The organism is Parapedobacter soli, from assembly GCF_025460835.1.
Lineage (GTDB): Bacteria > Bacteroidota > Bacteroidia > Sphingobacteriales > Sphingobacteriaceae > Parapedobacter > Parapedobacter soli.
This window is the reverse complement of sequence record NZ_JAMXAY010000065.1, coordinates 1-19,773: the sequence shown is the minus strand read 5'-3', so window position 1 is coordinate 19,773 and position 19,773 is coordinate 1. Positions and strand designations below refer to the sequence as shown.

General features: G+C 52.3%; 16 protein-coding genes. 14 read left to right on the top strand and 2 right to left on the bottom strand.

Translation table 11 applies throughout. From position 1 onward, the window contains the following. The 10 genes from NGM62_RS19275 to NGM62_RS19230 all read left to right on the top strand — a co-directional run. Positions 1-375: hypothetical protein (locus tag NGM62_RS19275; protein ID WP_262249945.1), on the top strand; the 375-nt coding region annotated here is incomplete at its 5' end. A 131-nt stretch (positions 376-506) separates the two neighbouring features. Further along, on the top strand, positions 507-2,891 hold the full coding sequence (locus tag NGM62_RS19270; protein WP_262249944.1) for a TonB-dependent receptor: 2,385 nt from the start codon (positions 507-509) through the stop codon (positions 2,889-2,891). A gap of 4 nt (positions 2,892-2,895) precedes the next feature. Next, the gene (locus NGM62_RS19265; RefSeq protein WP_262249943.1) at positions 2,896-4,176 is read left to right on the top strand and encodes a hypothetical protein; all 1,281 of its coding nucleotides are present in this window, start codon (positions 2,896-2,898) and stop codon (positions 4,174-4,176) included. Positions 4,177-4,202: 26 nt separating this feature from the next. Continuing rightward, complete coding sequence (locus tag NGM62_RS19260; protein WP_262249942.1) at positions 4,203-5,369, top strand: alpha/beta hydrolase; 1,167 nt, start codon at positions 4,203-4,205, stop codon at positions 5,367-5,369. Between the two features lie 30 nt (positions 5,370-5,399). Then, the gene (locus tag NGM62_RS19255) at positions 5,400-6,452 is read left to right on the top strand and encodes a YncE family protein (RefSeq protein ID WP_262249941.1); all 1,053 of its coding nucleotides are present in this window, start codon (positions 5,400-5,402) and stop codon (positions 6,450-6,452) included. A gap of 24 nt (positions 6,453-6,476) precedes the next feature. Continuing rightward, positions 6,477-7,529: a YncE family protein gene (locus NGM62_RS19250; RefSeq protein ID WP_262249940.1), complete on the top strand. Its 1,053-nt coding sequence runs from the start codon at positions 6,477-6,479 to the stop codon at positions 7,527-7,529. A 12-nt stretch (positions 7,530-7,541) separates the two neighbouring features. Beyond that, on the top strand, positions 7,542-8,645 hold the full coding sequence (locus NGM62_RS19245) for an ABC transporter substrate-binding protein (RefSeq protein WP_262249938.1): 1,104 nt from the start codon (positions 7,542-7,544) through the stop codon (positions 8,643-8,645). A 10-nt stretch (positions 8,646-8,655) separates the two neighbouring features. Beyond that, the gene (locus NGM62_RS19240; protein ID WP_262249937.1) at positions 8,656-9,702 is read left to right on the top strand and encodes a FecCD family ABC transporter permease; all 1,047 of its coding nucleotides are present in this window, start codon (positions 8,656-8,658) and stop codon (positions 9,700-9,702) included. Positions 9,703-9,714: 12 nt separating this feature from the next. Beyond that, complete coding sequence (locus NGM62_RS19235) at positions 9,715-10,494, top strand: ABC transporter ATP-binding protein (RefSeq protein WP_262249936.1); 780 nt, start codon at positions 9,715-9,717, stop codon at positions 10,492-10,494. A 303-nt stretch (positions 10,495-10,797) separates the two neighbouring features. Beyond that, positions 10,798-11,091 carry a DUF2218 domain-containing protein gene (locus tag NGM62_RS19230; RefSeq protein WP_262249935.1) on the top strand — a complete coding sequence of 98 codons (294 nt, stop codon included), beginning with the start codon at positions 10,798-10,800 and terminating at the stop codon, positions 11,089-11,091. 10 nt (positions 11,092-11,101) lie between these two features. Here NGM62_RS19230 and NGM62_RS19225 read toward each other — a convergent pair whose 3' ends face one another. Next, positions 11,102-12,106 carry an AraC family transcriptional regulator gene (locus NGM62_RS19225; RefSeq protein WP_262249934.1) on the bottom strand — a complete coding sequence of 335 codons (1,005 nt, stop codon included), beginning with the start codon at positions 12,104-12,106 and terminating at the stop codon, positions 11,102-11,104. A 91-nt stretch (positions 12,107-12,197) separates the two neighbouring features. On the opposite strand from NGM62_RS19225, the gene NGM62_RS19220 reads away from it, so the two are divergent. The 3 genes from NGM62_RS19220 to NGM62_RS19210 all read left to right on the top strand — a co-directional run bounded on the left by NGM62_RS19220 (position 12,198) and on the right by NGM62_RS19210 (position 17,345). Next, positions 12,198-14,642: a TonB-dependent receptor gene (locus NGM62_RS19220; protein ID WP_262249933.1), complete on the top strand. Its 2,445-nt coding sequence runs from the start codon at positions 12,198-12,200 to the stop codon at positions 14,640-14,642. Positions 14,643-14,657: 15 nt separating this feature from the next. Continuing rightward, a complete protein-coding gene (locus NGM62_RS19215) occupies positions 14,658-16,028 on the top strand; it encodes a hypothetical protein (protein WP_262249932.1) in 1,371 nt (456 codons plus the stop codon). A gap of 75 nt (positions 16,029-16,103) precedes the next feature. Next, a complete protein-coding gene (locus NGM62_RS19210; RefSeq protein WP_262249931.1) occupies positions 16,104-17,345 on the top strand; it encodes a PepSY-associated TM helix domain-containing protein in 1,242 nt (413 codons plus the stop codon). Between the two features lie 101 nt (positions 17,346-17,446). On the opposite strand, the gene ispF is transcribed toward NGM62_RS19210, so the two are convergent. Further along, the gene (gene ispF / locus NGM62_RS19205; RefSeq protein ID WP_262249930.1) at positions 17,447-17,929 is read right to left on the bottom strand and encodes a 2-C-methyl-D-erythritol 2,4-cyclodiphosphate synthase; all 483 of its coding nucleotides are present in this window, start codon (positions 17,927-17,929) and stop codon (positions 17,447-17,449) included. Positions 17,930-18,164: 235 nt separating this feature from the next. Between ispF and NGM62_RS19200 the strand changes: the two genes are divergently transcribed. Further along, positions 18,165-19,724, top strand: a complete 1,560-nt coding sequence (locus tag NGM62_RS19200) for an SUMF1/EgtB/PvdO family nonheme iron enzyme (protein ID WP_262249929.1) — start codon at positions 18,165-18,167, stop codon at positions 19,722-19,724. The last annotated feature ends 49 nt before the right edge of the window (positions 19,725-19,773 follow it).

Sequence of the window (19,773 nt, the reverse complement as noted above, 5' to 3'; positions counted from 1 at the left end):
CTTGCGGAACGGAAACTATCGCTTGCGGAACGGAAGCCGTCACTTGCGGAACGGAAGCCGTCACTTGCGGAACGGAAGCCGTCACTTGCGGAGCGGAAGCCATCGCTTGCGGAGCGGAAGCCGTCACTTGCGGAACGGAAGCCGTCACTTGCGGAACGGAAGCCATCGCTTGCGGAACGGAAGCCATCGCTTGCGGAACGGAAGCCATCGCTTGCGGAGCGGAAACCATCGCTTGCGGAGCGGAAACCATCGCTTGCGAAGTGGAAGCCATCGCTTGCGGAACGGAAACCGTCGCTTGCGGAGCGGAAGCCGTTGCTTGCGGAGCGGAAGCCGTTGCTTGCGGAGCGGAAGCCGTTGCTTGCAAGTTGGGAGTAACCGCCTCCGAACCATACCCCCCCTATACAGCATTGTTACATGTATTTTAAGGATTAGATTTGCTTATAATTTGTAATTAATCTAAATTAGCGGCGTTTTAAGCGGTCGTTGTGAGACAATTGGTTCGGTTGATGATTTTGAGAAAGGTTTTGGTCGCGGCATGGGTATTATTCCTGACCATGCACGCCTTCGGGCAGCCGGGTACACTAACCGGCACGGTGAATGATGAACAAGGGAAAACGCTTATTGGAGCGTCGGTGACCTTAAGTACTGCAGTCTCATCGCAAATCACCGATCAAAAGGGTGTTTTCACATTCACTAACCTTGCTGCCGGGAGCTACACCTTACGGGTGACGCATGTGGGATACACCGAATACACGGAAAACATCCAGTTCAATGGCCAGCAGACCGAACTCACCATCCAACTATCGTCGCAATCCAATATTCTCGAAGGAGCTACTGTAGTGGGTAAAAGCGAAACCCAGCAGGTACGCGAGCAGGCTATCCGCGCCGTGGTGGTAGATACCCGGGCTGTGGCCGAGCAGCCCACCACGCTGGCTGAGTTGATGAACCGCTCACCGGGTATCCGCATCAGGCAGAGCGGTGGATTGGGCAATGCGGTGGATGTATCGATCAACGGGTTCCAGGGAAATGCTGTCCAGTATTTCCGTGACGGCATCCCCCTCGAATACCTAGGTGGTGGTTTTGGCATCAATAATGTCCCCATCAACCTGCTGGAACGCGCAGAGGTATATAAAGGTGTAGTGCCTGTATCGTTGGGCGGAGACGCTTTAGGGGGTGCGGTAAACCTGGTTACGCGGAAGCACATTGGCTCGATGCTCGACATTTCATATGAAGCAGCGTCGTTCAACACCCATATCGCTAACCTGTCCGCTTATCATCACGCCGAAAACGGCTGGTTTGCCGGCATCGATGCGTTTTACAATTATTCTGACAACGATTATAATGCAAATGTGGAGGTGGTGAATGAAAACGCCAACCTGGAACCTGCCACGGTCCGGTTATTCCATAATGGCTACTCGCACTATTTTGTTGAAGCGTACACAGGCATGGGTAACGCCAAATGGACCGACGAGCTCCGCTTTTCCATTGCCCATTATGGTATCGATCGGGAATCACAACACCCGGCGCTGATGACGAGTCCCTATGGTGCATTGATTATGCACAACAAAGGGTGGATACCGAGTTTACGTTACCGCAAGGCAATCGGCAGCTTTGTGGTCGACCAATTCGTATCTTATAGCAACATCGACAGGTCACGGGTAGACACGGTCCGTGGCACCTATAACTGGTACGGCGATTTTACCCCCAGCACAGGTATCGGTGAAAGTCCACGGCCGTCATTGTCGGATATCAACTTCGATAACTTCATCAGTCGTACAAACGTAGCATACACGATCAGCGGGTCGCATAAACTCGATGCCAATGTCGTCTATAACCATAACAGGCGGATCGGTTCCGACCCGTACGGGTTGCGTTTCGCGGGGACCGATATCGATATTCTAAGTAAAGAGGCGATTTACGCCAAAACGATTACCGGTATCTCCTGGGAATCGAAGTGGCTAAACGAGCGGTTGGTTAACCAGCTGTCGGCCAAATTCTTCCGGTTTAAGACACGGGGTATCAATGGGTTTATGGCGAATGGGACCGACCTGGACGACTACACCACGTCCGAAAACAACAATTGGGGTATCGGCAACGCTATGAAGTATACCTTAGGCGACCACCATCTGCTGCGGGCATCATTTGAACTGACCAGCCGGTTGCCGAGGGAAAATGAGCTATTTGGCGATAACGACACCCGTGCTCCTAACTTTGACCTCGAGCCTGAGCGGAGTTTCAACCTCAACCTGGGCTACCGCTACCAAGCATCACAGCTTTCTGCCGAAATCGGTGCGTTCTACCGGAAAACCAAGGGCATGATTATGCTTATACCTGTGCAGCCGCCCTTTGCGCAGTACCAAAATCTCGATAGCATACGTGGATATGGGGTGGATATCGACGTCAGTTACCACATCGGCGAGCTACTGCAATTGAATGCGAATGCGACGTGGCAGGACAACCGGATGGTGGATATCGCTGACGGTCTACACAAATGGATTGAAGGAACACGTTTGCGGAACACCCCATATTTTTTCGCTAACGTGGGCGCAGTGGCTAACGTTAATGGCGTACTGGCATCCAACGATCGGTTGAAACCCTATGTCCATTGGAACTTCATCCGTGAGTTTTACCTCAACCACATCCCCCGGGATGCAGAGCCCAGTGGTTTTTTAGGCCTCTTCGGCAACGCCAAGATACCGGTAACCAACATAGTGCCCAACCAGCACCTGCTCAGTGCCGGTTTCAATTACTTTTTGGCCAACCAACCGGTTTCCCTCGGGTTTGAAGTAAAGAATATAGCCGATAGCAAATTATATGACTACTATAAAATACAGCGGCCCGGCCGCAGTTTCCATGTAAAAATTAATTACCACTTAACAAAAAAGCGATAATCATATGAAAAAGCAATTCCTTCGCGCTGCTACAGCAATCGTTACGGCAGCGGCCCTGTTTACTTCCTGTACAAAAGATGACCCCGCTCCCGACCAGGATAGCGACACCAAATATGTACTGATCACCTTATCTGACCGTGTAAGCGGCAGCAAAGCCGGCTACATCAGTGCCTTTGACGAGATGCCCAGCGGGACCATCTCCAATGCCACCGCCGGATCGCTGGAAGGCCAGGGTATGGGCGGCTGGCGCACCTATGGCAACCACATCTATAAGATGTTCCGTACTGCGGACTATGCAACGGGCATCGAGAAAATCAATGTAGCGAAAGATGGTACGGTAACGGCGGGCCAGTTCATCAGCTCGAAAGATCCAGCCGAAGCAGCAAAGTATTTCGGAACGGGTAACTTCGTTATTCAAGACGATAATTTAGGTTACTATTGGGATGCGGCAGAACCTTATAAGATTCAGAAATTCAATCCGGCCACCATGGCGAACACCGGGTCGATGGATTTTGAAGAAAAGGTTAAAGAGATGGAAATAAGCGAAGTTAGCTTCGCCGCAATTGGGCAGAAATTCTTAGCCATCAAGAACGGAAAGCTTTTCGCCAACCTTACCTATGCGAAGAATACCGAAAGCCAGATTGGTTTTTTTGACGACTTTTACACGGATGTGTACATTGCGGTGATCGACCTGGCATCAGGAAGCTGGGAAAAACGCATCAAAATCGAAAATACGGGCAGCATAGCCTATATCAACGAAAACCACATGTATGATTTTGATGACAATGGCGACCTATATATCGTGACGCAAGGCACCCATGCCAGCGGATTGGGGGGGAAATCAAAAATAGCCCGCATTAAAGCCAATGAAGCCGATGTTGATAAGACCTGGGAGATGAATTTTGCTGATTTCCGCGCCGAAGACAATGGAAAGTTCGTGAACGTGTTCGCAAAAAATGGCCGACTGATCGTGACGCTCAATACGGAAACATTGGCTGGCGGTCCCAATGGTAACATCAACAGTGCAGACATCTGGGAATTTTATAGCGTCGATATCGACAATCCAACTCAGTACAACAAAATAGAAGGCGTCCCTGTAGGAACGAACCCCGGGGCTGCAATGCTGGCTTCGGAAGTTGACGGCAAGGTATTCCTCCGTGGTTCTTCCATCAACTCAGGCAACGGGTATTATTTGTATGATTTCGCAACCAATTCCGCAGAACTGGCTTTCAGTGTGAACGTCGGCGGTGCTGTATCCGGCTTCCATAAAATCGAGGTGCAATAATGATCAGATGGGCTAGTTATATGCTAATGGCACTGTGCTTACCGTTTGTCGGCGCGGCCCAACACACGCTCACGGTAAACGTGACCGGTGTGCCACCATCGCATACCGACGACCCCATATACATTACCGGCAACTTCAACCGCTGGAGCCCGGCGGAGGAACACCTCACCTTGAACAAACACGCTGATGGCTCTTATGGCATCAGCGTGTTATTGGAAGACGTGCCCAGCGACCGGCTCGAATTCAAATTCACCCGCGGCAGCTGGCCAACCTCCGAATGTACGGCCGATGGCCGATTGGTGGGCCCGCGGCTGGCCAAGCTGAACCGCGATACGACCATCACCTGCCGTATCGAGGGCTGGCGCGATGATTTTCCAGCATCCACCGCATCAACCAACGTACATGTGCTGGATTCGGCATTTTACATCCCCCAACTGGACAGGCACCGTAAAATCTGGATCTACCTGCCCGACGATTACGAAACGTCGGGCAAACGATACCCCGTGCTTTACATGCACGATGGCCAACACCTGTTTGACGAAGCCACCTCGCGCGGCCGCATCGGCCCCATCGAATGGGGGGTCGACGAGGTAATCGACACCGCCGGCGAAAAGTGCATCGTAGTGGCCATCAACCACCAAACGGATTACAAAGACCGCGTGCCGGAGTTCTATTACCACACCAGCACCGACTACCCCACCGTGGAAGGCCCGCAATACCTGTCGTTTATCGCTGAGACATTAAAACCATACATCGACACGCACTACCGTACCCTCGCTGATAAAGCACACACCGGCTTGGCCGGCAGCTCGATGGGTGGCCTTATCACCTTTTACGGCGGACTAGCCTATCCGGAAATTTTTGGTACACTGGGTGTCTTCTCTCCCTCTATCTGGTTAGATCACGGCAACATCGAAAACGAACTGACTACACTGACAAACATAGCAAACATCCATACCCAACGGTACTACTTCTATGCTGGAACCAGCGAAAACCGTCTCAAACCCGACAGCACGTTTGTGCACATGCACGACGATGTTGCACGGACCATCGGCCTGCTTCGGCAAGCCGCCGATCCGGTCATCGAGCTTTCGGTACGTGAGGGCGGAAGGCACGGAGCACTCTACTGGCGTGATGCATTCCCCGCTTTTTACCAGTGGTTCATGGAAGGTACCCAACAGGCTGTTTATTAACTCTATGTTTTTACTTTAACTTCAATCGACATGCATTATTCCAAACTCCATCAACTAGTCCCTAAAGCCGCCATGTTAGCTTTAACCACCGCTGCCAGTGTAACGTTGTCCCATGCCCAAACCCTTTCCACATCGGCCAAGGTGGGCAAAGGGCTTTACGAAATCGTGGTCGACCACAACGATGGTGCCGTTTACGTAGCGTCCGTCGGCCAAGGCGATGTCCTCGGTCCCTACATCTACAAACTTGATCCAAAAACCCTAGCGGCTGTCGACAGCATCGCACTGGGCGAAGCAGCAGGTTTCGGCCTGGGCATCAACCAAAAGACACGAACGCTATATACGTCAAATACCCGATCCAACTCGGTGCATGCCATCGACCTCAAAACGGGCAAAGTGCTCGCTACCATCAGTAACGGTGAGAAAAAAAGCCACACGCGAGAAATCGTCGTCGACGAGAAAAACAACAAAGTATACGTGTCTGACGTTGGCGACCCCAGCACCGTCTGGGTCATCGACGGGAAAACAAACCGGTACCTGTATTCGTTGGAAGATGCAGGCAAAACGGCTACCGGACTGGCCATCGACGGTAAAAAGGGCCTGCTGTATGTTACGGCCATGGGCGACAACGAGGTGCACGTGTATAACACCAAAACACGCGAAAAGGTGAAATCTTTCCCCTCCGGATCGGAAAGCCCCATCAACATCGCACTCGACAAAAAGGGAAACCGCCTATTCATCACTGACTCAAAAAATAGCGTACTAACGGCCCTAAACGCCTCAACAGGTGAGCTCTTGCAGAAAATAACGGTGGGCGAAAACCCTATCGGTGTAACTTTCGATGCGAAACGCAACCGTGTTTATACCGCTAACAGGCAGGGAAAATCGCTGACCGTGGTCGACGGCAAGACCTACGCCGTCATCAAAGACATCCCTACCGAAGGGCTCTCGAACACGGTAGCCGTAAACCCGAAAACCGGTGCGGCCTACCTATCCAATAAACAAGTAAGTAGCCGCGTGCGCGAAGGGCAAACCCCACCCGCACCACTACCGAATGGCGATACGGTAAGCTTGATCACTTTTTAACCATTGATTTTTAACTTCAACTCCATGAATACAAAATATAATCTCCGGAAAATCGCTGCCTTTGCATGTGCAGCCGTTACCCTAGTGGGCGTTACCGCCCCCGATGTACTGGCCCAAAAGCTGGTGAAGACCGAAAAAATCAGTACGAACTCCAACGTGTACCAACCGGTATACAACCCGAAAGACGGTTTTGTATACGTATCGGCTGCCCATGAACAGGGCAATACCGGCAAGGTATACAAAATCGATGCGAAGACACTCCGCACCGTTGACAGTATCGCAACACCCGAATCGGCACCCATGGGATTGGGTATCAGCGTGAACACCCAGACACTCTATACCACCAACAGCCGCACCGGCATCGTAACAGCCATTAACCTGGCTACCGGTGAGCAAACGCACATCACTACCGGCAAAGAAGGGCAGGCACCCCGCGAAATCCGCGTGGATGAAAGCCGTGACCTCGTCTACGTCAGCAGCGTACGCGGCGGCGGCCTGTGGGTGATTGATGCTAAAACCAACAAATTCCTGAAATTCTATGGTAACCTTGGCGGCGCCATCACGGGGCACTATATCGACGAAGCGAACAACATCATCTATGCTACGGCCATGCGCGACAACGAAGTGGTGGTGGTAGACGGTGCTACGGGCAACGTGTTGAAGAAATTCGCAGCCCACGGCGAAAGGCCCACGAATGTGCACTACGATGCGAAAAACAAGCGCCTCTATGTGGCAAACCAAACCACTGAAAACATCACCGTGCTGGATGCCGAAACCGGCAAGCTCATCAAAGCCATCCCCACCGGGAAAGGCGCATTGGGTGTGAACCACGACCCGCAACGCGACCGCATCTATGTGGCCAACAGGCACGGCCGTACCGTGACAGTGATCGACGGTACATCATTGGAAGTCATCAAGACGTTCGAAATCGGTGCGCTGCCCAACACCGTAGCCATCAACCACGCGACGGGCGATGTATACATCACCAACAAGGAAGCAGTACGCGAGCGTGGTGAAAATGCCCCCGAACCCGTACCTGCACCGAATGCAGACTCCATCAGTCTAATCACGCAGTAAAAAGAAATTATTATGCACACAAAACTTAAAATAATTGCTGTCCTGCTCAGCGTATTCTTCGGATTACGGCTTTACGCCCAACCGATTACTGTGACCGATATCGTAGGCCGTGAAGTAACCATTCCGCAACCGGCCAAGCGGGTCATCCTGGGCGAAGGGCGCCAGCTCATCACCCTCGCACTGCTTGTGCCAGACCCGGTAGCGATTACCGCAGGCTGGACGGGCGACTTCTCCAAGTCGGGTGGCCTGCTCTACGAAGATTACCGCAAACAATTCCCGATGCTCGATAAGATTCCCCTCATCGGGACTTCGGGCAAGGAAACCGTATCTACAGAGCAAATCATCTCATTGAAGCCCGATCTGGCAATCTTCGGCGCGGGTTCGCATGGGCCAGACGCCAAATCCGCCGACGTTATCCGCCAGTTGGAAGCCGCCGGCATCCCGATTGTGTTCATCGACTTCCGGCTGCATCCGTTCAAAAATACCTTGCCCAGTATGCAACTGCTGGGCAAGGTATTGGGCCGCGAAGCACAGGCAAACGCCTACGTTGAATTCTATAACCGACGGATGAACCACATACGGGGCACATTGGCCAAGCATCCGGATATCAAAAGGCCCAAAGTTTATATGGAAATGATCCGTGGTGCCGTACCTCCGGGGTCGCCCGGCAAAGGCAACCTGGGTGAATTCATTGAATTTGTCGGGGGTAACAATATCGGCACCATCCTCCCCGGTGAAGTGGGTACACTCAACATGGAATATGTGATCAGCGAGCAGCCCGATATATACATAGCCACGGGTATTGCCACACTCGGTGAGGAAGGACTGGTTATCGGCCAGAATGTGTTTACATACCAAACGCAGGAAAGCCTCGCCAAGCTAGCGGGCCGCGCGGTGGTGAGCCCACTTAACGCCATCAAAGAGAACAAGGTATATGCCATGTGGCACCTGTTCTATGATTCGCCGCTCAATATCGCTGCTGTGGAGGCGCTTGCCAAGTGGACCCACCCCGACCTGTTCGGTAAGTTAAGGCCGCACGGGGTGCTTAAGGAAATTAACGAAAGATTTTTGGCCATGCCGCTCAAAGGTGTTTACTTTGCGGAATTGAAACCATAGGGAGTAAGAATTGCATCCATCGACTGCGGTAATTGAAAAAGGGTATCGCAAACAGTTTCTTAAACGCGTTATATTATTGGCCGCGATGGCCGTGGCCACCGTACTGTCCTTTCTTATCGATATTGCCGTTGGCCCGTCGACACTCGATTTCGCTGGCGTATGGCAGGCTATCTTTTCCCCCGAAAGCGTAGACCTGTCGACCCGGGTAATCGTTTGGGAAGTACGGATGCCCTACGCGGTGATGGCGCTGCTGGTCGGCGCTGCCCTGTCACTCGCCGGTTGCGAGATGCAGACCATCATGAACAACGCCATGGCCAGCCCGTTTACCCTGGGCGTGTCGGCGGCGGCGTCGTTCGGAGCTGCATTGGCCATCGTGCTCGGGCTCAGCTTACCCGGTGTTGACGGCGAATGGATGATTGTTGTCAACGCATTTCTCTTTGCCTTCGGCGCCACACTCCTGTTGCAAGCACTTTCGTCGCTTCGGGGTACCGGCCCCGAAGGCTTAGTACTCTTCGGCATTGCCCTTGTATTCATGTTCAACGCGTTTACGGGCATCATGCAATATCTGGCCAGCGCCGAGGCTTTGCAGCAGTTTATTTTCTGGAGCCTGGGCTCCCTCACCAAGGCCAATTGGGAAAACATCCCGCTGCTATTCGGGCTGTTTATTATCATAGCCCCTTTTTCGATGGTATCGGCGTGGAAGCTCACCGCACTACGGCTTGGCGAAGAAAGTGCCCGTAGCTTCGGCGTGGCAGTAAAACGGCTACGCTTCTTTTCTTTGCTACGCATCAGTTTGCTCACCGCAGGTGCGGTCGCATTTGTGGGCACCATCGGGTTTATAGGCTTGGTAGGGCCGCACATAGCCAAGCTGCTTATCGGTGAAGATCACCGGTTTTCACTCCCGGCGAGCATTTTATCCGGCGCCTTGATCATGTCGTTGGCATCGGTCATCAGCAAGGCCATCCTTTCGGGTGCCATTGTTCCGGTAGGTATTGTGACCTCACTTATCGGCGTGCCTGTATTCGTGGCCTTGATTTTAAACAAAAGAAAACGTTAAGGAGGATCGATCATGGCAATACTCCAGATCAATGATATCCATGCGGGTTACCCGAGAAAAAAGGTAATCAATGGCCTCACGCTACCACCATTGGCCAGCGGGGAGGTAACGGTACTCACGGGTCCCAACGCGGCGGGCAAGTCAACATTGCTGCGCGCCATAGCGGGCTTGCTGCATGCCCATGGGTCTGTGCAGTATGAAGGGAACGAGTTGACCACGCTTTCGCCGCGGAAACGGGCATCGTATGTCAGTTTCATGCCGCAGAGCGTGCCCACCGACATCAATCTATCTGTGATGGAAGCGGTCGTCAGCGCGCTGAAAGCCTCCCCCCTCGATGCTGCGACAGCGAGCAACGAGCAGTTCCACCACCGTGCCATCGCCGTACTGGAGCGCATCGGGATTGCCCACCTTGCCCTCGATCCCCTCAACCAGCTATCGGGCGGCCAACGGCAGATGGCCAGCCTGGCGCGGAGCGTGGTACGCGAGCCCCACATCCTGCTGCTGGACGAGCCGACGAGTGCGCTCGACCTGCGCCACCAATTGAAGGTGATGCGCCTGGCCCGCTCCTTCGCGCAAGATGGCCGCATCGTTGTAATGGTACTGCACGACCTCAACCTCGCAATGCGGTGGGCAGACCGGGTTATCGTGATGCATCGCGGCGAGCTCGCCAGTGACGGCACCCCCATCGAAGCCATTACACCCGCGGTAATCGAATCGGTTTACGGCGTACGTATCCGGGTGGAACGTTGCAGCCAGGGCCAACCGAACCTAATCGTGGATGGGGAGTGCTGAACGGTGCATCGCTCAACTACAATTGTTCGCCATACCGGATAATTTTAAGGAAAAACACGCCGGATAATTTATTAGGCTAGGCAACGTGGACGAATATTATTGGTGAGTAAACAGAAAGTAAGCCATAAATTTTGTAAATTTACAATCAAATAATGGCGATATGACTGTAGTGATAGATAAAAAAAATGCAAAAAAAAGGAAGGAAATCTGGCTAAGCATCTCGGAAAGTTAAAAAGAAATATTGACGGGCTGGAGTATCAAATCACAATGAGAGAAAATGAGGATTGATTTTATTGCGGACACATGAACACAGCAACAACTATCATCGCCACCAAAGCGGCGAGCCGATACATCGGCCAGCTGTGCCGGCATTTCCGGCATAAAATTGAAACGGAATACACGGCTACAACCGGGCTCGCTACCTTCCCTTTCGGTACCTGCAACATGGCGGCCACCCCTACCCACCTCACATTTGATATTACGGCGAACGACGCTGAAAGTGTGGAAAAGATTAAAGGTGTACTGGAAAGACATCTCGTAAAATTTGCTTATAAAGAGGATCTCACCATCCACTGGCTCGATGCCAACGGCCATTGATGGACAACCGTTAGGCAGCGAATAAAAAAGCACAGATGGTTTCAAGCTCACCCAGTACCGGGACTACCGGAACGACCATACGCAACAGCTTGTTGGGAAGCACGCCGAAATGCTTGCGGAACGCAGTCGTGAAATGCGACGCATACTTATAACCCACCTCCTGGGCCACAGCAGCCACCTTCAGTTCCTTGGATAGCAGCAATGCCTTCGCCAGTTCCATGCGCCGCGCGGTAAGGTAACCGAATACGGTGGTGCCGTAAACCGCCTTGAAGTGCTTTTTCAAGGTGGCCTCATTGGTGCCCACCGCATGTGCCAGGCCGACCAGCGAATACGATCGGGCAGGTTGGTTGTGTAGCAGGTCCCTCACCTTTTGCATCCGCTCCAACTCTTCGGACCGCAATTGTGCCAATGCGCCTTCATTATTGAAATGGTCGGCTTTTTCCAGGAAAAGCACCCATAGCTCAGCCAGTTTCAACTGGGTATAAACACGCTGTAAGTAAAGCGGTTTCTTTTCATGCAGCAGCTGCTGGATCACCGTTACCTTCCGCATCCCCAGCACCATACCCCGACCACCCAACAGCCAGGCACACGTATCGGTACGCAGGAACTTACGGAGATACGGCGGGCGGCCAGCCGCAGACAGCGGGAAATCCGGAAGACCGACCACCAATATAAACAATTCACAAGTACCTTCGCCATCAAGGGCGATATCTTGCACACAACCCTCCCTCACCAACGAACAGTCGCTTTCACCGTCCGAAAACACCTTTGCCGGCCCGTGGCAGCCTACTTGGATGCCCCGGCCCTTCGCTACGTACACCAGGCGGACTTCCGGCCGCAGTTGTGCCAGCATACGGAAACGGTGGGCCGCACACGACGTGTGGAACCGATAGTACGTAAACGTACCCGAACGGCTGATCGTCACCTGGCCACCAGCCAATGTTTCCGTGTGGGTTTCCCCATCCGCCAACCCTTCGTGTGTTAGTCCGTTACCTGCGCCTATAAATTCCGCCATTTATAAGTTATTTTCCGTTTTCTATAATTTTCAGGTTAACCGTAACCCTATATTTGCGCCAAATATAAGTTATTTAGACTACATACAAATAATGCACCCCCGAAAGTATCTTGCCACCCTTTTATGCGCCGTGTTTTTCACCCTCTGCTCCGCACAAGGTTTCGCCCAAACTGCCACGCTTTCGGGTACCGTGACCGTTTCCTCCGGGCAGCCGGTAGCGGGCGCGTCGGTGATGCTGAAACCCGGTAACCGGGCGACGATGACGGATGAGAAGGGTAACTATACATTAGCAAATATCCCTTTTGGAGATTACGTTTTGGTGGTTACCTCGCTCGAAATCCAGCCGATAGAGACACCGGTGGCACTTAACCGCGCCCGTCAACGGAGAAACCTTGTTGCAACGGAAAACGACGCGACGCAACTGGATGAGGCCACGGTGTCGCGCAGTACCGAAAAACGAGAAATCGAGACGCAAGGCTTTGCCGTTGCCGTTGTAGAAACCAAAGAAGCATCCGTGCGTAACATCCAGACCAACGAATTATTGGACCGTACGGTCGGCGTCCGCGTGCGCCAGAGCGGTGGTCTGGGCTCCGAAATCGAATATAACCTCAACGGGATGACCGGTCGGTCTGTTGGTATCTTTATCGATGGTATCGAGATTTCGACGTATGGTTCGTCGTTCAACCTCAATAACATCCCACCGGCCATGATTGATCGGATCGAGGTATACAAGGGTGTATTACCGGCCCATCTCTCGGGAGATCTTCTCGGCGGTGCCATTAACATCGTCTTGAAAAAAGGAAATGCGGCCAACAGCATGACCGCCGCTGTTTCTTACGGTTCGTTCAACACGTTGCAGGCTGACCTAAGCGGTCAATACCGCAACCCGAAAAGTGGATTTACGGCCAAAGTGTCGGGATTTTATACGTCCACCGATAACGATTACGAACAGTGGGGCAAATTCTCCAAATACATCGAACCGAACGGAGTGGTGACCAGGAACTTCAGAACAAAGCGTTTTTTTGATGGATACCGTACGCTGGGCGGTCGGGCCGAATTGGGGTTCACCGATGTCAACTGGGCAGATGTTGCCCTACTGGGCTACAACATCTCCGACTCCTATAATGAGATCCAACACGGGCAGACCATGGGGACACCCTATATGGGTCGCACAGCCGAAGCCCAGGCCCATGTGCTTAGCTTGAACTACAGTAAACGCAACTTATTTACCAATGGACTGAGCCTGAATGTTAACGGGGTTTACAGCCAGCGGAATACGTATGTACAGGATACCATCCCCTGGGCGTACAACTGGGACGGCTCCATCCGGATGGACCTAAACGGCAACCCAGTACGGCGGCCGGACGGGGCACAGCAAGGCGACCCCGCTATGGCCGACATCGACCGCCACATCACCAACATCCGGACGAACCTGGCTTACGAGGTCTTCGCCGGTCATCGTTTATCCTTGAACCATGTATTCTACACGATAGATCGGGAGGACAGCGACCTCTTGAACCCGATGGGCCCCGACGCACTGAAAAGCACCAACGGCCTTTCCAAAAACGTGTTCTCTTTCAACTATGAAGCGCAAACGTTCAAGGGCCGGTTGCGCACCAATGCGTTTGCCAAGATCTACCAACAGTCGGTACAAAGCTTAACCTACAAGGGGTCGGTGATCAACGGGCAGGCCGTAATTACGGAAAACCGAATTGAAGACAGCCGTTCCAATACCGGATATGGGCTAGCCGTATCCTACTCCATTACCCCAAAAACCGTACTTATTACCTCGGCTGAACGTGCAGTGCGTATGCCGCACGATAACGAAATTTTTGGCAATCCAGACCAAAACGTACTCGCCAGTCCGGCCATACAACCCGAAGTCAGTGACAACTACAACGCTGGCTTGCGATTGGGTACATTCCGGTTTAATCAGCACGGATTGGATGTTTCGGGTAACGTATTCTGGCGCAATGTGAAGGACCGGATTATGCCGCAAACCAACGAATTGATCAGCCAGCAAGAGATCGAGCAAACGCAATACATCAACCTCGGATTATCCCAATCGCTTGGTTTCGAAGGCGAGATTACCTACCGTTACAAAGATGACCTTACGGCCATGGTCAACTTCTCCAAATTCAATTCGTTATTCAAACAGGAGTTTGACCCCGAGACCGGTCAACGGATGACTTACTACAATAAACAGATTCCGAACGAGCCTTTCTTTACTGTAAACGGCAATATACACTATCGATTTCGAAACGCCATCCAGCGTGCATCCGAACTCAACCTCTTCTACACCCTCGGATACGTACATCCTTTCCGGACGGTATGGCCGGAGTCCGATTGGTTCGTTACGCCTGCCCAGTATCTGCAGAACGTGGGGGCAAGTTACCGGTTCCCGAACCGCAAACTTATCGTGAGCGTCGACCTGAAGAATATATTAAATGCGGAAATCTATGACAATTTCGGCGTACAGAAACCCGGAAGGGCCATGTACCTGAAACTCACTTACACAATCAATAATTTTCAATAAATAACATAAAACAAGATGAATAACAATCAGATGAAACATGCATTTTTCGGTGCAGCAGTAGTCGCAATTACGATTGTCGGCTGTGCAAAGGAAAACGGCCCTGATACGGATACGCCGGGCGAAGCAGACCGGTGGATCACCATCTCCGGTTCGATGATGGATGAGAAACCCGGAGATGGCAATGCCGGTACGATGGTATACAGCGTAACGCCCGAGCAGGCGAAAGACCCGAGTGTATCGATTAACGTTTTCGACAAGGGGATGCATGTAAAATCCCAGCGCACGGCACGGCTACAGGCTTCTGTCGACGGGAAGTTCCTATACAACATCCAATATACGGGAGATGATGGTGGGATATTCCACAAATATACGGTGCATGGTGGAAAGGATTTCCGAAGGGATGGTGCAGAGGTAGCCACCGCTGATTACGTAAGTTCGTCACCTCGCTGGCTGAAAGCCCTTGAAGGCGTAGGTATCGCTGTACGCGGTACGGCAAACGATACGAAGTATACCGGTGAGCTCCCGAATATTACGCATCAGTATACTTCCACGAAAATCGACGCGATCACGCTGGATCTCAACGACCCGAAAATCACCAAAACCACGTCGTTTGAATTGCGGCTCTCGGAAGTGGAAGAAGCAGCCGGATACCACATCTGGCGCATTGACATGCCCGTAGTGAACAAAGCCAAAGATAAAGTGTACATCGGCGCCGGTGTACGCAAACTGGACCCTACATCCTATACCATTGGCGACGATGGTGTGCCTGAATTCGATAGCGACAATGACGCCCCGGCTGCGTGGGCCAAGACCATTGTACTGGATTACCCTTCGCTCGAAAACCCTAAAGTGATCACCTCCAGCCAAACAAGGGGTAGCACCAATGGTTACCGTAGTACCATGCAATACGTAGGCGACGACGGCCACGTTTACCAAGCCACTATCGGCGAAGGCATCGAAGGCGGTGGCTCTAAAATATTACGTATCAGCAAAGATACAGACGATTACGATAACAATTACGTTTTCAGCCTCGACCAGGCGTTGGGTGTAACGGGTTCTCATATCGAAGCATGGAAATATGCTGGCAATGGTATCGGAATTGTGGTTTATAGCTTGGTAAATGGCGACGGTAACCGTGTAGGTGGACACATTGCGCGCATCGATTTGAACAACGGCACAGGCACGAAATACTCGATTCCGAATGAAGCCGACCTAAAGTTCAACCAGATTCAGAGCATCGGCATTGACGGCGACGATGCATATGTAGCCGTTGCTCCCGTGGGTCAAGATGGGAATATCTACATCTTTGATATCCAAACCGGTGAGATGAGCGTGGGCGCCAAATTGATTAACAAGACTGGCAACCAATACATCGGGGTTTATTAATAGAGACAGACAAGACGATGTCCCGGATCGCTAGCGATCCGGGACATCGCTTTTTGAACGTCCAACTAAACAACAATGGCTAAGCAAATCAAAAAAAAGACAACTTGGCAAAAGGCCCGAAAGCTATTCAACGACATCCACCTTTGGGTGGGCCTCATCAGCGGCATCCTAGTCGTCGTGATCTGTCTCAGCGGCACCATCTATACCTATAACACCGAACTGCGCGAATGGGCGGCACCACACCTCCATCGGGTAACGGTGCCGGCTAACGCGGAGCGGATGCCGGCCGACTCTTTTCTCCCCGAAATTGCCGAGCTATCCGGCGGTGCGGTCACCGCCGTGGGCATATCGGCCGACCCGGCCCGTACCTATACGTTCTCCGCCCGGGCGGCGGGCGACAACAGTCGCCGCGGCACCACCTATTATGTCAACCCTTATACCGGCGAGATCGCGGGTACATCCAAGGAGGTAACCAAAACCGACGAGTTCATGCAGATGCTCTTCAGCCTGCACCGTTGGCTGCTGCTGGACCGGATAGAAGAACCCCTCATCGGCGATTTGCCCAACCGGACGCTGGGCAGCTACCTCTCGGGCGGCGCTACGATATTGTTTACGCTGGGCGTGCTAACGGGTATGGTCATATGGTTCCCGCAAAAGGTGAGAAACTGGCGGCAAGGGCTCCGTATCAAGTGGAGCGCCAACTGGAAGCGCATCAACCACGATCTCCACAACTCCTTGGCATTCTATTCCCTGATCTTCTTGTTCCTGATGGGCATCACCGGGCCGCAATGGTCCTTCCCTTGGTACCGGACGGGTCTACAAAAGGCATTGGGCACCTACCAAGAACAGCCTGCACAACGTGGCGGCGAGGGGCAGCGCGGACGGCCCGCCGGCACCGCCGGAAAGACAGGTACCGCTAAACCGGCCGGCCAGGAGGCCACCACCCCACTTCTCCCCTTCTCGGCATACCTGACAGCCGCCGATGCGGCACTTCCGTACGTGGGCGACTACCAGCTGTCGTTACCGAGGGATGGAGCCACCACCCTATCTATCCGGAAAAACCGGACCGGCTTTTTTGCACCGGCGGCCAGCGACCAGGTGAGCCTCGATGCGACAACCGCCGAAGTGAAGGAAGTGGCCGTATTCCGGGAGAAACCTTTCAATGAGCGCGTGGCAAGTTCCATCAAAGCGCTGCATGTGGGCAATGTATATGGCCAATTCACCAAACTGCTCTATTTTCTAGCCTGTTTGGTAGCCACAACCTTGCCTATTACCGGAACGATGATCTGGCTGAACAAAATGAAGAAACGGCGTTAATGCCGACAGAACGCCATGCTGTGACAAATCGACATGAGGTTATGATGTACTGAATCGACAACCTCTTCCCGCGTGTGTAAACACCAGACGTTTTACAACCGTCAGGCCCGCTCAATCAGGCACACCGCATAGGCTACCACCCCTTCCTGCCGACCAATAAATCCCATGGTTTCGTTGGTAGTGGCTTTAATGGAAACATCATCTTCGGTAACACCTGCCGCTGCCGCGATGTTGGTTTTCATCTCTGCGATATAAGGTTTTATTTTAGGCGCTTCCAGGCACAGCATGGAATCGATGTTGCCGAGCAACCAACCTTTTGCTGCCAATAACTTCACACACTCTTCCAGTAGCAGTAGGCTGCTTACCCCGCGCCAGCGCTCATCGGTATTGGGGAAATGGTAGCCGATATCTTCCAAGTTGGCAGCACCCAGAATGGCGTCGCAAATGGCGTGTACCAACACATCAGCATCGGAGTGTCCAAACGCCCCCGCATGGTGCTCTAACTGTACACCCCCCAAAATAAATGGATGCCCCTCCTTCAATTGGTGTACATCAAAACCGAAACCTACTTTTATTTTAGACATGAGATAAGAGATATGAAATATGAGACAATAGACAATAGACATTAGCCGCTGTCCAAACATAGGCAAATACCTAGATATTCTCAAATGGTATGGAATTTGTGCGATTTATGCATTAACCGGTGGGCAGGTAATATCCGATGGGCTGATGGGCTGAAAAATGATTTAAGTTTCAAATAGCTCCAATAATTTACTTAATTTTGATTCTTTGAAAAGAAAGGTGTCTTTCCAATACCATATGAAAACTACGAATACGTATCTCACTTCCATTCTTCTTCTGATTTTCTTCGGGAGCCTGTTTGTCTCCTGTAAAAACAAGAGCGGCTTCTCTCCCAAAACGGGGGTTGCTTACAACGACCCTTACAATGGCGGGTTGCAAATCAACCGGAAGGTCAAGGAGGGTCCCGGACCGGGGTTAGTGGTTATCGAAGGTGGCACGTTCGTGATGGGTGGCAGTCTCAACGAAGACATCACCTATGCACACGATAACCTGCGCCGCCGCGTAACCGTGGCTTCGTTTTATATGGATGAGACTGAAGTGTCCAATGCCGATTGGCTGGAATACCTGCACTGGCTCAACCAGAATTTCCCCGACGACAAGGAACTGTACTATAACGCGCTTCCAGACACGTTGGTATGGCGCCATCCGTTATCGTACAACGAGCCCTATGTCGACCTGTACCTCCGCCATCCTGCCTATCAAGATTATCCGGTAGTGGGTGTAACATGGGAGCAGGCCAACGATTACTGCGTTTGGCGGACCGACCGGGTGAATGAGCATATCCTACGCCAGCGGGGCGCATTGGTAGATTACCGTACCTTGGCCGAATCGCAGGCACGCCCGGCGGAACCGTTCAACACCGATATTTACCTCAACGGCCAATACCGCGGTGAAGGGATAGACGGCGAGCGTATGCCGAAAGACAATACACCGGGTACCGAAGATGGAGCCCGCCGCCCGGTTAGGATGGAAGATGGCGTGCTCAAGCAACCCTATCGCCTCCCAACCGAAGCGGAGTGGGAATACGCAGCGCTGGGCTTGGTGGGCAATACCGAATATGGCAATATTGAAAGCAGCAAAATATATCCGTGGGATGGCCTGGGCGTACGCTCGGCGAAACGCCGTACCCAAGGACTGATGCTCGCCAATTTCAAACCTACAAGCGGTGATAATATGGGCGTAGCGGGCTACCTCAATGATGGCGGCGATATCACGGTATCGGTGACCAGCTACCTACCCAACGACTACGGACTCTACAACATGGCTGGCAATGTAAACGAGTGGGTACGCGACGTGTACCGCCAGCTGTCGTTTGAAGATTTCGAAGATTTCAACCCGTTCCGCGGCAATGTCTATATGGACAAACAATACGAAGACCCCGAAAAGGGTATTATTGCGAAAGATAAATATGGCCGCCCTATCCGGGTACCAGCCAAGGCTCCAAGAAAGCAGACATGGGAAGAGCTGCAGGCTGCAACGCCGGATTCTGTACAGGTGGATTTCGATTACGACGTACGCGGATATGCCGACGAGACTAACCAAGAGCTCTACGGAGTGACCACATTGGTGAATGATAAATCAAGGATTTACAAAGGCGGGTCGTGGAACGACCGTGCCTACTGGCTCAACCCGGCAACACGCCGCTTCATGCAGCAGGATGAATCGAATGCCATGACTGGATTCCGCTGTGCAATGACCTTGGTAGGCTCGCCCGAGGTAAACACGAAATTAAAACCGACGTTCCCCGCCAACCGTACAAAAGGGCAGGGAAATAAAAAAGTATTGGGGATATTCTGAGTACTTAGTCATCCCTTAAATTCTGTACAACACACTAACAGTCAGTAAA